The organism is uncultured Cohaesibacter sp. (genome assembly GCF_963556055.3).
Classification (GTDB): Bacteria; Pseudomonadota; Alphaproteobacteria; order Rhizobiales; family Cohaesibacteraceae; genus Cohaesibacter.
Genome location: NZ_CAUVYE020000021.1, coordinates 67845 through 80238, shown reverse-complemented (window position 1 = coordinate 80238; position 12394 = coordinate 67845). Strand labels below are relative to the sequence as shown.

Sequence of the window (12394 nt, the reverse complement as noted above, 5' to 3'; positions counted from 1 at the left end):
CTGTACAGGAGGTCAAAGCGTCTCTGTGCCAGCAATCAGCCGACGCAGCTTGGCAACGGCGCTGTCATGGGCCTCCCCATAGGCAATGGTGCCCTTGAAGTCGCCCCCCTTGTCCATCAGAAAGACCGACGCTGTGTGGTCCATGACATAATCCCCGTCCCCGCTGCCGTCATCAACCCGTTTAGCATAGACCTTGTAGAGCTTGATGATCGCATCGGTCTGCTCCCGCGTGCCGCGCAAGCCAATGAGGTCGTCAAAGAAGGCCCCGACATAATCGGCAAGGGACTCCTGATCGTCCCGTTCGGGATCGACCGTCACAAAGACAAAGCGCAGCTTGTTCGCATCTTCGCCCAGTTCCTCGGTCCAGAGGGTCATTTCGCTAAGGGTCGTCGGGCAGACATCGGGGCAGAAGGTGTAGCCGAAATAAATCGCCAGCGGCTTGTCCGTGAAGTCGGCTTCTGTCACCGGCTTTCCCGTGTGGTCGGTCAGAGAGAAGGGCCCCCCGATCTGGACATTGCCCTGTCCCTCAAGCGTGTTCTGAATTTGTAGCTCGTCACCATACCAGCTGAGAATAAGCAATCCCATGCCGACGGCCATGATCAGGCTTAAAGCCCACGAGAGTGATCTCATCAATTTTTTCATTGGCTTTTCCGGTCCCTGTCAAAAGCGAATGAGGCGAAGACATATTTGGAAATACTTTGTTTTCATAGCCGGAGAGATAAGTCAACGAGACGAAATCTCGCATTTGTCTTTCGTAGGATCGTTGAAAAGAGCCCTCAGTTGCGCTCGAAAAGCACCAGCTCCAGACCGAAAAACAGCAACAGCCCGCCAGTCATGATGTTCAGTCCTCTTGCGGCCATGGGGCGGGCAAGAAAACGTCTTGCCCCATTGACCATGAAGGCAAGCGCCCCCAGCCAGATCATGCCGAGAATGAAATGAAGAGCGGCCACCGCGATGGATTGCACCAGCGCCGAATGTGCCGGATCGATGAATTGCGGCAGGAACATCATGTAGAAAAGGATCGGCTTGGGATTAAGAACGTTGGACAGGATTCCCTCGCGAACGGATCGGCCGACATGCAGGCTGCGCCCCTTCTCTTGTGTGATCACCAATCCCTGACCGTGCCAGGCCGCCAGCAACGACTGGCAGGCCAGATAGATCAGAAACAGCGCTCCGGCAAATTTAAGCAAGGCAAACAGATAGGCGGACTGAAGCAGAAGCACCGACAGGCCCATGGCCGATATGATCGCATGAACAAACAGTCCGCAGCAAATGCCAAGGCTGGTCAGGAGCCCATCGGCAAATCCACCGCGGGAGGAGTTGCGCAAGACAAGAACCGTGTCCAGTCCCGGTGCCATGGTGAGGGCTGCAAGGGCTATGGTGATGGCAATAAACGGAAAATGTTCAAACATGCTTGCTCCTGCAAAAAGAAGGGTCTCGAAATGAAAAAATACAATCAGGGCGAAAATAGAATAACCTCGGGCAGATCACTGCGACAAGGCGAAGGTCTTCGGAAAGCGCGTTCCGGCAAGACAGAGATAAGGGGGAATGGCAAAGTTAGCCATTCCCAAAATGCAACTCGGGGCCGTTAGTCCCCTTTGAATTCGTCAAAAATGGCAATATGCACGGCTTCAATCTTGTTGCCGTCCAGATCGCGGACAAAACAGCCATAGTAAGACTCACTATAATGGGGGCGCGGGCCGGGCTCGCCATCCGGTGTTGCCCCCATTTCCAAAGCCTTGTCCCAAAAGGCATGAACCATCTCCTTGCTGCTCGCCTGAAACGCAACATGCACACCATTGCCTGCGGTTGCGGCGGCCTGATCATGGGGAGACTGAACCCAGAATTCCGGATGCTGCTTGCCAAAGGCAATGGCTCCGACATTCTGGCCGAATTCAAGATCCATGATCACATTGGCTCCAATTGTTTCCATCACGGCGATGTAAAAGGCCCGGGCTTTGGCAAAATCATTCGTCCCCACAGAGACATGAGCGAGAATTGCGGAAGGCTCTGCCAGCATTGTTTCTGTCACGTCGTTTTCCCCTGTTTGCAAAGGTTGAAAAATTAGAATTGTTCTTCATTTGTTCTAAATTCATAAGCCGATGCACCGACCACGTCAATTCGGTTTTTTACGAAGCAGAACCGGCAAGAAAAGAGTTTTTTAATCCAATCCGAACAAAAATGGTGGCAAAATCCTCGTTGTCTTTTTTCTTTTCAATGACATCGGTAAACTGGTGAGGCCCCTCAGGCGGGCGTTTCTATTCTGACGCGGACAATCGTGTCGGGTTTTTTTGTTTTTGAAGGCGATGCATTCAGACGGGTCGCCGGTTTCCAGCTATTCATTTCTCAAATATTGTTGCACCCAAGGGGAAGGATCCTCGTTTATGTCTCATGTCGGCACTTCGGCCAGTTCCCCGGATGACGCTTTGGCCAACTCACCCGTGAAATCAGATCAATATGGCGCACTTGAAGCCGCCAGAAGTCAGATGAAAAGCGATCCGGACAATCCGCACTGTCTGCGTGAGCTGATCACTGCGGCCCTCAAGCTTGGCGATGTTCATCGGGAAAGGCAGAGCCTCGCCAACGCGCTGGCCTGTTATGAGGAGGGGCTTGAGGCTTGCGAGCGCCTTGTCGCGCTGGACAAGAAACGGGTGGAGAACCAGACCAGCCTCAATCTCATTCAGACGAGGATTGGCGACATGAAACAGGCGCTGGGGGATGCGCCCGGTGCCCTGGTCGCCTTCAATGCGGCCCTTTCGCTTTTTGAAAAGATGGCCAACTTTGCACCGTCTCGTCATACACACCAGCGCAATCTGATGCAATGTCATCGGAAGCTGTCCGATGTTGATCCGATCAACTCTGATCGACATCTTGCCGAAGCCCTGCGGCTTGCAATGGATCTGGACCGTGCAGGACAGCTTCGGCTTGCAGATCAGGTCCTTATCGGTCAGATGCGAAAGAAGCTGGTCAAGGGGCATGCTTCGGGCGGCCTCTGGACAAATCTCAAGCGCGTCCTCAATTGGACATAAGATGGGCATAGGGAGTATGCGACTTTTCAATTTGACCTTTTGGGGAGATGTCGCAACCTTGCCCTATTGCCCTTTTCCCTATAGACATAATCGATTAGAGCCCGGTTTTATGGCCATGCGACCCGACATTTGCAATGGCTGGGCGACCGGAGAATGCAGCCCTTCCCGGATCCATACCCGAAAGGCTTGCGTATAGGATAAAAAGTGAAGCGACCGGACGCCGAAAAGGCCTTACTCTTTGCCTGAAGAGTTGGGCCAAAGTAACCAACCGCAAAAGGATCGAGCGATGTGTGAGACGCACGACGCTTGCAAGAAAAAGACAGGTGACGGAATTGTCTAAAACACCAGTGCTCGACAGCATCCACTCCCACGAGGATATTCGGTCTCTTGATCTTGCAAGACTGAAGACGCTTGCCCAGGAGGTGCGCTCCGAGACGATTGATGCGGTGTCTGTCACCGGTGGCCATTTGGGCGCCGGGCTTGGCGTTGTGGAATTGACCGTTGCCCTGCATCATATTTTCAACACTCCCTATGATCGGGTGATCTGGGATGTCGGCCATCAGGCCTATCCACACAAGATCCTGACCGGTCGCAGGGATCGCATCCGCACCTTGCGCCAGCCCGGTGGGCTGAGCGGCTTCACCAAGAGATCGGAAAGCGAATATGACCCGTTCGGAGCAGGTCACAGCTCCACCTCCATCTCCGCCGGTCTGGGCATGCAGGTTGCAGCTGAACTGCGCGGCGAAGAGCGCAATGTGGTGGCCGTCATCGGAGACGGAGCAATGAGCGCAGGCATGGCCTATGAAGCCATGAACAACGCCGGTGCACTCGATAGCCGTCTCATTGTCATTCTCAATGACAATGACATGTCGATCGCGCCGCCTACAGGAGCCATGAGCGCCTATCTGGCGCGCCTCATTTCCGGCAAGACCTTCTTGTCCTTGCGCGATGTTGCCAAACAGCTGGCGCACCAGTTGCCCCGTTTCTTCAAGGAGAAAGCCCAGAAGGCGGAAGAGTTTGCCCGCTCATTCGTGACCGGAGGCACTCTGTTCGAAGAGCTTGGCTTCTATTATGTCGGACCTATCGACGGGCACAATCTGGATCATTTGCTGCCGATCCTGAAAAATGTTCGCGATATCGACAAGGGGCCGATTCTGGTGCATGTGGTCACCCAGAAGGGCAAGGGCTATCCGCCTGCCGAGCACGCCAGCGACAAATATCACGGTGTCTCCCGGTTTGATGTAATGACCGGCACCCAGCTCAAGCCGCCCAGCAATGCCCCGACCTACACCAAGGTCTTCGGTGAAAGCCTTTTGCGCGAGGGGCGCAAGGACGACAAGATTGTCGCGGTCACTGCGGCCATGCCCTCGGGGACAGGGGTTGACCTGTTTCAGAAGGAATTTCCGGACCGGACCTTTGATGTCGGGATCGCCGAGCAACATGCCGTCACCTTTGCGGCAGGGCTCGCCTGCGAAGGCTTCAAGCCTTTCTGCGCCATCTATTCGACTTTCCTGCAACGGGCCTATGATCAGGTCGTGCACGACGTCGCGATCCAGAATCTTCCTGTTCGCTTTCCCATTGATCGCGCCGGTTTCGTGGGAGCCGATGGTCCGACCCATGCCGGGGCCTTCGATATCGGCTTTCTGTCATCGCTGCCGAACATGGTGGTCATGGCCGCAGCTGACGAGGCGGAACTGGTCCACATGGTCGCGACCGCAAGGGCCCATGACGATGGCCCGATTGCCTTCCGATATCCGCGCGGTGAAGGCGTCGGCACGGATCTGCCCGATGACGGTGTGCCGCTTGAAATCGGCAAGGGACGCATTGTGCGTCAAGGCAGCAAGGTTGCGATCCTCTCGCTTGGCACTCGGCTGGCGGAAAGCCTGGCGGCCGCCGAACGGCTTGACAGCTATGGCCTGTCGACAACTGTTGCGGATGCCCGCTTTGCCAAGCCGCTTGATCGCGGCATGATCCTGAAACTGGCTGGAACCCATGAGATGCTGATCACGATTGAGGAAGGGGCCGTGGGTGGCTTCGGCTCTCAGGTGTTGCATCTTCTGGCTGCCGAAGGAATGCTCGACGGCCATCTCAAAATCCGCACGTTGGCCATGCAGGACAGATATTGCGAACAGGGCAAGCCCGATGACATATATGCTCAAAATGGTCTCGATGCCGATGGCATCATCGCGGCGGTATTAGAGGCGCTGGGCAAGGACCTGAACGCTGCCATGGAAGCTGGAGAGCTGGCATAGCAAGCATGTCGCGCTTCAATTTGTCCTGCCTATGAGAAGACCTGTCCCGATCATGGCGATTGAAGCCTTGTCGGTGGCTTCCTGTTTTTCGGCGGGCTTCTGGCACATCTGTCGTCACGGGAAGAAAGAGGAGAAGGGGCATGCAAATTCATACGATCCCGGTCGGGGCCGACAATTGCTATATCATCCGTCAGCGCGGGGCCATTCTGATTGACGGTGGCATGCCGGGGCCAACTGCCTGCGAAGACCTCGCCAAGGGGCTTGAGGCGGCCGGTGTCGAGGCGCATGACCTCAAGGCCATCATCCTTACCCATTGCCATTGGGACCATATCGGCTGCGTTGCCAAGATCAAGGAGCTGACCGGAGCGCCCGTCATCCTGCATCGCAATGAGCAGGTTGTTCTGGAACAGGGCTTGCGGTCCATGCCTCCGGGCATCACCATCTGGGGGCTGATCCTTGGCTCCATGCTCAACCGCTACAGCAAGGGCTTGCGACTGGAGCCCTGCAAGGCCGACATCACGCTGGGGGACGAGGATTTCCCGCTTGAGGATTACGGCATCGACGGGGTCATAACGGCCACACCGGGCCATTCACCGGGCTCTCTGTCTATCCTGCTTGACGACGGTTCCGCCTTTGTCGGTGATCTCGCCATGAACGGCTTCCCGCTGACCTTTGGCCCATCCTTGCCGATCTTTGCGACGGACAAGCCGAAAATCGCGGAGAGCTGGAAAAAGCTGATCAAGAGGAAGGTCAGGACAATCTATCCCGCCCACGGCAAACCCTTCGCCATAGAAGAGCTTCAGCGTCGGGCAAAGCTATAAGGCGGCGCCACCGTGTGGCATGCTCTGTCAATTGGGACAGGTCTGGCTAAATCGCCCCTTTCAGACTATCATCAGACAATCCTGTCCAGCCAGAGAGATTCGTTTCTCTGGCTTATTCATGTCTTTCATCCTCGCCTGTCAGAGTTGCCCATGTCCTCCAGTCAAAAAGGTGCCAAGCCCACATCTCCCTCCCGGATCAAGGTTGGCATGGCGATGCCTGCCTATGGATCAAATTGCCATGTCGAGACGACGAAAAGCCTCATCATGACAACTGCCGTGCTGCTGGCCAACAAGATTCATTCCTCTTTCATGGACGTGGACACAGCCGACATCGTCTTGTCCCGCAACTTTCTCATTTCCAACTTCTATTATCATCAGAAGGAGTGCACGCATCTGCTGTTCATCGACAATGACATGTCTTTCGAGCCGCAGCTGATCATCGACATGTTGAAGCTCAAAAAGGACATTGTCGGCATTCTCTATCCCAAGCGCAGCATCAGTCTTGAGAAATTCTATATTCTGGCGACCGAAGGCTATGAGTTTGCCAAGGCCAAGGCGCATTCGATGGATTTTCTTGGGCGGCTGGATCCGGAGCAGAAACAGGAAGGCAAATTCATCTCCGTCGATGCTTGCGGAACCGGCATCATGCTCATATCGCGCGACGCGATTACCAGGATGATCGAGAAATGCCCCTACATTGTCGATCGCCATCATTTCAAGAAGATCCCGGCCTTTGCAGATCTGTTTACCGAGTTTCTGACACCATTCAACAAGGTGATCACCGAAGATCTGGAATTGTCCGAGGACTATTCTTTCTGTCATCGCTGGCGCGAGGAATGCGGCGGTGACATCTGGGCTTCCTATGATCATCCGGTTAGTCACTATGGCAATTTCGTATATTCCGGCAAGATCATGGATCAACACTGAGATCCGGCCCGGCAAAGGAAAGACAGCGCAGTCCCTGCCTCAATCGGGCGAGGAGAAGCCGCGTGGCGTTTCTTTTCGGGCAACGGATCAGGATGGTCTCCTTCCTGCTTCAATCACGGGAAAGGGACGACCGGCCTTCTGCCCGTCATGCTCTAGAATAGCCAAAACCAGACAATCGGCAGAAGAATGGCCGTGGCCAGAGCATTGAGCCCCATGGCAAGACCGGAAAAGGCGCCCGCTTCTTCATTGACTTGCAATTTGCGCGCCGTACCAAGGCCGTGTGCTGCGGTGCCGATGGCAAGCCCGCGCGCGGCCCAGCCCTTGACCCCCACCAGATTGAGCACCAGCGGTCCGAGCGTCGCCCCGAGAATGCCGGTGATAACGACCAATACGGCGGTGAGCGAGGGAATGCCGCCAAGCACCTCGGTGATGCCCATCGCCACCGGCGTTGTCACCGACTTGGGTGCCAGGGAAAGAAAGGACATTTCCGACCCGCCGAGCACCCAGGCGATCAGGACCGACGAGACCACCGATGTGATCGAGCCGATCAACAGGCTGACCAGAATTGCAAAGGCTGACCGGCGTACCTTGTCAAATTGTCGATAGAGCGGAATGGCCAGCGCCACCGTCGCCGGACCGAGCAGGAAATGCAGAAAATAGGCACCTTCGAAATAGCGCTCGTAAGAGGTACCTGTCAGAAGCAGGACCGTGATGATCAGCACGACAGCGATTGGCAGGGGATTGACCAGCGGCTTGCGGCCCGACTTCTCATAGCAGTAAAGGCCGATCTGGTAGGCAACGAGTGTAAGGCTCAGATAGAGCAGGGGACTGTCGCCAAGATGCAGCCAAAGGGCTTCCAAACGATCCGTCATGCCGCATCTCCCTTGTGTCCGCCAACCGGTTTGTGCCGTGTCAGGAATGTCATCACCAGGCCGGTTACCGCGATGGCAAGAAAGGTGCTGAGCACGACAGAGATCGTGATCGGCAGAAATTCCCGCTGGATAAGCTCGGCATTGGCCATGATGCCAACCCCGGCCGGAATGAACAGAAGCGTCAGATTGGACAGCAGCGCGTCGCCCGCCTTGCCCAGCCCTTCGGGAATGGAGCCCTTGATCAGCAGACCCGTAAACATCAGCGCCATGCCGACCACCGGGCCGGGGAAAGGGAGCTTGAAAAATGTCACGATCACTTCACCAAGCAATTGGCACAGGAAAATGAGTGTGAGATAGAAGAGCAAAACCGGCCTCTTTCTTTTGGAACCATGGAATGGCGATTGGAACTGTCCGCCCATCTTGAGCCCGAGCAAAGGACGTCCGGCTCAAATCGCATGGCTTTGGGGTGACCTATGTGATGAGCCGATGGACATAAGGACGCATATCACGAATGCAGGCCAGAAGGGAGCGATAAAAAGCAAGCCTGCCTTGCATCCACATTCAGTCATGATGTTGAACCCGTATCAGGACGGGGATCAGGATGGGGATCACGCCTCGACCGGAAACACGTCCTGTCGACAAAGTGAAATGTTTCACGCATATGAAGGGGCAAATCTCCGGTCAATGCAGATGCCGACGGAAGGCCAGCAAGTGCGGAAGCGTTGAAGCATTAAGGCGCTGGGGTCGTGAAGCGGGGCTTCACTGAAGGCGGTGGCAACTGACAAGGCAGGCAGGAGGGAGGGCCTTCCAATGACGAAAGAGAAGGATCTGTCACGCGCCTGTCGCCTTGCTGTCGTGCCGGAGTCGGGGCAATGGCGGTCGCTGTCGCCTGCATGACGTGGTGAGCACCGGTCAAGGGTGAGAGGCTTGCGTCAGGAACAGCGAACGCCATTTCGGTTGCGTCAGGAGGCACTTCGAAGCATGCCTCAGCAACCGAAGAGGCAAAATGAAAAGACCAAGCATGAGACATGCAAGCCGATGCCTGTTATGCATAAGGGCATCTGCTTTCTGGGGACCAAAATGATGATCATTCGCAAACTTCGCTTGGACAAGGGGCTCTCTCAGGAACAACTGGCCGATATGGCGGGCATCTCGACCCGCACATTACAGCGCATCGAACGCGGTGCCAAAGCCAGCCCGGAGACCCTCAAATGTCTGGCAGCTGTTCTCGAAGTCCAGTTTCAGGATTTACGCAAGGAACAGACCATGACAACTGAATTCGACAATAGCCAATCCCAGTTTCAACAGCAGCAGGACCCTGCCGCCAGAGCTGTCAATCCGGCACAGATTCTGCCGCAACTGTCGGCGGAAGAAACTGCCGCCATGGAATATGTGCGAGACATCAAGTCCTTCTATACCCATGCCACCGTCTATGTTTGCGTGATGGTGCTGTTGCTCATCATCAACCTGTGGACTAGCCCGGATTATCTGTGGGTGATATGGCCAGCCTTGGGTTGGGGCATCGGGGTTGCCATAAACGGTTTCAACACGTTCGAGGTGATCAACATTTTCGGCGACGATTGGGAAAGACGGCAGATCGAGAAACGCCTCAAAAAGAGACGTTGAGAAGGCCCTTACACGAGATGAAATCCCGTCACAAGGAGGCCTTCGGGCCTCCTTTTTGCTGAAAACGCGCCTTGTTTGGCGCCCAGATTATGAGTCGGTTTTTTCTCGAAGATTGCTTCAAGGGCTGCATGAACGACTTGAATCAGGCTCTTAACGGCCTTTGAACTTCATGGTTAACAAAAGCTTTAAAAAGCGGAATCAAGATCTCAGCAACATCTCTTAAGGGATTCAATTGACTCGCGCTTTTGCCCTTCTTCAAGCAATGTTGCATAGCGGTACAACGCGCTTGAAGGCATGCTTTAAGTTGAAGTCATGTTTGAAAACACGCGATTTTCACCGGGACGATGCGCGGTGTCGCGCAGGCAGAAAAATGGGGGCCTTGTGCCCCCATTCGCAATCTTGTGACAGCAGATCCGGGCGCGGATCAATGCTTGGCCAGATAGGCCACCAGCAAGTCTTTGCCAGCGGTCAGGTCGGTTTTGTCGATCATCTCGCAGACCGTATGAATGTAGCGCGTGCCAACTCCGATTGCTGCGGCACGGGTGCCCGAACCGGCCTGCTGACCGGCTGCACCATCCTGCCCGCCACGGGCCAGAATGAAGCGCTGGGTGGGGACATTTTTCTCGCTTGCAACGGCTTCGAGTTCTTCCACCAGATCGATGTCGGCGATGAAGGAGCCATCCTTGATGTCGAGCCCGACACCTTTTCCTTGCGTGGTGATGGTGTCTTTTTCAGGGGTGCCCGGTGTGTCGCATGAAAGGGTTGTATCAACGCCGATGGCGATGTCGGCATCAATGCCGAAGGAGGCTGTGCGTGCGCCACGCAGGCCCACTTCTTCCTGAGCGGTGAAGGCGACGACGATTTCGCAGGCATGTTTGGATTTGTCTTCCACCAGCTGCTTGATCACCTCGATGCCCAGCCAGCAGGCAATCCGGTTGTCCAGCGCCTTGGAGACGACCTTGTCGCCGATCTCCATGAAAGGCTCGTCCATCACGATATAGTCACCGACCTTGACCTTGTCCTTGGTTTTTTCACCAAAGCCGAGATCAACGATGAAGTCGGTCACTTCGGGCAGTTTCTTGCGCTCTTCCGGTGTGGAGATGTGGAGGCCTTTGCCACCGGGATTCATCACGCCCTTATAGTCGCCATCCTCGGTGCAAACCAGCACACGTCGGGCAAACAGGGTGCGCGCATCAAAACCGCCGACGGGGTCGATGGAAATGAAGCCCTTGTCGGATACATGGCTGACCAGAAAGCCGATTTCGTCCATGTGGCAAAGAAGCAGAATCCGTTCGGCATCCTCATCTTCTCCCGCTTCGGCGGTCGGATAGCGGGTGCAGATCAGGGAGCCCATCGGATCGGTATAGACATCATCGAAAAGGCCTTCGACTTCTGTTTCAATAAGCTCGCGAATGCGATGTTCGCGGCCGGGAACACCAGGTGTTTCACAAAGACGGCGGAGAAGATCAATGTTCATGACTGTTATCTGCTTTCCTATGGAAATTTAAACTTAGACTCTCTATATCAGTGGTAACGTAAAAAATTCAATGCGCGAATTGCACATGGTCGCTTGTTCGAGGGCCATGTTTTTCGTGCGGGAAGCCAATCCATTCAGACACTGTCGGCGCGTGCCGGACGGGCGCACCGATAGGGGTGAGGAATAGAGATATGAGAGATCCATACAGCGTACTTGGTGTTTCCAAGTCTGCGGATGAGCGCGAGATCAAAAGCGCTTTCCGCAAATTGGCAAAGAAATATCATCCTGACCAGAACAAGGATGATCCCAAAGCGCAGGAAAAATTCTCCGAGGTCAATCAGGCCTACGAGATTGTCGGTGACAAGGAAAAGCGCGGCAAGTATGACCGCGGCGAGATTGACGAGCAGGGCAAGGAAAAATTCCACGGCTTTGCCGGTGGCAATCCCTTTGGCGGCGGTGGAGGCGGAAACCCCTTCGGCTCGGGTGGTGGTAACCCGTTCGGCGGTGGGACCGCAGACGATATTCTGAACGAGATTTTCGGCAATATGGGCGGCGGCATGGGCGGCGGACGTCGACGCGCTGGCGGCAACCCGTTTGGTGGCGGAGCCGGGCACGACCCCTTTGGTGGCGGCCATGGCCATGGTGCTCACCAGCGCAGCCAGCCGCAAAAGGGGCAGGATGCCGAAGCCAAGCTTTCGGTCTCGCTTGAAGATGTCGTCTCGGGCGAGAAACGCCGGGTGCATCTGCCCACCGGCAAGACCCTCGACATGACCGTGCCCAGGGGCGTCAAGGACGGCCAGACCATCCGCATGAAAGGGCAGGGCTTTGAAAGCCGCACGGGCCCGGCAGGGGACGCGCTGGTGACCATCCAGATCCTGCCGCACAAGCTGTTCGAGGTTGAAGAGAACAATGTTCGCCTTGAGCTGCCTGTCACTCTTTACGAGGCGGTGCTGGGAGCCAAGATCCGTATTCCGACCCTTGAAGGCAAGGCAGAAGTGAAAATCCCCGCAGGCATGAGCTCGGGCAAGAGCCTGCGCCTCAAAGGCAAGGGCCTGCCGGACCGCGATGGCAAACGCGGCGATCTGCTGGTCACAGCAAAGATCATACTGCCTGAAGGCTCCGATCCGGGCCTGCGTGCGCTGATGGAAGACTGGCAGGACACCCGTACCTATCGGCCTCGCGGACCGGAATTCGGATAAGGCAACCCCGGTTGTGAAGTGACCGGGATCGGGCCTGTATCGGTCTGGAGATGAATCAAAAAGGCGGCGTGCAAGCCGCCTTTTCCTTTTGCACCATTTCCTTTCGTGCCATCCATCCACGTGCAACACAAGGCGTAGATATGCGCTTACCAAACGTGTGGGGTCCCCACTAGCCCTTCACGGTGTCGAGC

The 12394-nt window shown here is 55.6% G+C and carries 12 protein-coding genes; 6 read left to right on the top strand and 6 right to left on the bottom strand.

The genetic code is table 11. The annotated features are described in order from the left end of the window. Positions 1-12: 12 nt before the first annotated feature. The 3 genes from ACHZB8_RS14625 to ACHZB8_RS14615 form a co-directional block, all read right to left on the bottom strand. Entirely contained in the window at positions 13-630 is a 618-nt protein-coding gene (locus ACHZB8_RS14625) for an SCO family protein (RefSeq protein ID WP_316861396.1), read from the bottom strand. A 146-nt stretch (positions 631-776) separates the two neighbouring features. Further along, positions 777-1412, bottom strand: a complete 636-nt coding sequence (locus ACHZB8_RS14620; protein ID WP_316861394.1) for a LysE family translocator — start codon at positions 1410-1412, stop codon at positions 777-779. 176 nt (positions 1413-1588) lie between these two features. Next, entirely contained in the window at positions 1589-2032 is a 444-nt protein-coding gene (locus ACHZB8_RS14615; RefSeq protein WP_316861392.1) for a VOC family protein, read from the bottom strand. 352 nt (positions 2033-2384) lie between these two features. On the opposite strand from ACHZB8_RS14615, the gene ACHZB8_RS14610 reads away from it, so the two are divergent. From ACHZB8_RS14610 to ACHZB8_RS14595, 4 genes are all read left to right on the top strand, one after another. Further along, positions 2385-3029, top strand: a complete 645-nt coding sequence (locus tag ACHZB8_RS14610; protein WP_316861390.1) for a tetratricopeptide repeat protein — start codon at positions 2385-2387, stop codon at positions 3027-3029. Positions 3030-3361: 332 nt separating this feature from the next. Continuing rightward, positions 3362-5281 (top strand): 1-deoxy-D-xylulose-5-phosphate synthase, encoded by a 1920-nt coding sequence (gene dxs / locus ACHZB8_RS14605; RefSeq protein ID WP_316861389.1) that lies wholly within the window; start codon positions 3362-3364, stop codon positions 5279-5281. 140 nt (positions 5282-5421) lie between these two features. Continuing rightward, positions 5422-6102 (top strand): MBL fold metallo-hydrolase, encoded by a 681-nt coding sequence (locus ACHZB8_RS14600; RefSeq protein WP_316861388.1) that lies wholly within the window; start codon positions 5422-5424, stop codon positions 6100-6102. Between the two features lie 150 nt (positions 6103-6252). Then, positions 6253-7029, top strand: coding sequence for a hypothetical protein (locus ACHZB8_RS14595; protein ID WP_316861387.1), 777 nt, complete (start codon positions 6253-6255; stop codon positions 7027-7029). A gap of 152 nt (positions 7030-7181) precedes the next feature. On the opposite strand, the gene ACHZB8_RS14590 is transcribed toward ACHZB8_RS14595, so the two are convergent. Beyond that, positions 7182-7901, bottom strand: a complete 720-nt coding sequence (locus tag ACHZB8_RS14590) for an LrgB family protein (RefSeq protein ID WP_316861386.1) — start codon at positions 7899-7901, stop codon at positions 7182-7184. Next, positions 7898-8266, bottom strand: a complete 369-nt coding sequence (locus ACHZB8_RS14585) for a CidA/LrgA family protein (RefSeq protein WP_316861385.1) — start codon at positions 8264-8266, stop codon at positions 7898-7900. Before ACHZB8_RS14585 ends, ACHZB8_RS14590 begins: the two co-directional genes overlap by 4 nt. 715 nt (positions 8267-8981) lie before the next feature. Here ACHZB8_RS14585 and ACHZB8_RS14580 point away from each other — a divergent pair. Next, a complete protein-coding gene (locus tag ACHZB8_RS14580; RefSeq protein ID WP_316861384.1) occupies positions 8982-9527 on the top strand; it encodes a helix-turn-helix domain-containing protein in 546 nt (181 codons plus the stop codon). Positions 9528-9951: 424 nt separating this feature from the next. On the opposite strand, the gene ACHZB8_RS14575 is transcribed toward ACHZB8_RS14580, so the two are convergent. Next, positions 9952-11004 (bottom strand): M20/M25/M40 family metallo-hydrolase, encoded by a 1053-nt coding sequence (locus tag ACHZB8_RS14575; protein WP_316861382.1) that lies wholly within the window; start codon positions 11002-11004, stop codon positions 9952-9954. A 191-nt stretch (positions 11005-11195) separates the two neighbouring features. Between ACHZB8_RS14575 and ACHZB8_RS14570 the strand changes: the two genes are divergently transcribed. After that, the gene (locus ACHZB8_RS14570) at positions 11196-12203 is read left to right on the top strand and encodes a DnaJ C-terminal domain-containing protein (RefSeq protein WP_316861381.1); all 1008 of its coding nucleotides are present in this window, start codon (positions 11196-11198) and stop codon (positions 12201-12203) included. Positions 12204-12394: the final 191 nt, after the last annotated feature.

Bases quoted from the DNA above. Each gene is read 5' to 3' on its own strand.
- ACHZB8_RS14595 (WP_316861387.1), top strand. From the start codon at position 6,253: ATGTCCTCCAGTCAAAAAGGTGCCAAGCCCACATCTCCCTCCCGGATC.
- ACHZB8_RS14600 (WP_316861388.1), top strand. From the start codon at position 5,422: ATGCAAATTCATACGATCCCGGTCGGGGCCGACAATTGCTATATCATC.
- ACHZB8_RS14620 (WP_316861394.1), bottom strand. From the start codon at position 1,412: ATGTTTGAACATTTTCCGTTTATTGCCATCACCATAGCCCTTGCAGCC.
- ACHZB8_RS14610 (WP_316861390.1), top strand. From the start codon at position 2,385: ATGTCTCATGTCGGCACTTCGGCCAGTTCCCCGGATGACGCTTTGGCC.
- ACHZB8_RS14580 (WP_316861384.1), top strand. From the start codon at position 8,982: ATGATGATCATTCGCAAACTTCGCTTGGACAAGGGGCTCTCTCAGGAA.
- ACHZB8_RS14570 (WP_316861381.1), top strand. From the start codon at position 11,196: ATGAGAGATCCATACAGCGTACTTGGTGTTTCCAAGTCTGCGGATGAG.
- ACHZB8_RS14625 (WP_316861396.1), bottom strand. From the start codon at position 630: ATGAGATCACTCTCGTGGGCTTTAAGCCTGATCATGGCCGTCGGCATG.
- ACHZB8_RS14575 (WP_316861382.1), bottom strand. From the start codon at position 11,004: ATGAACATTGATCTTCTCCGCCGTCTTTGTGAAACACCTGGTGTTCCC.
- ACHZB8_RS14590 (WP_316861386.1), bottom strand. From the start codon at position 7,901: ATGACGGATCGTTTGGAAGCCCTTTGGCTGCATCTTGGCGACAGTCCC.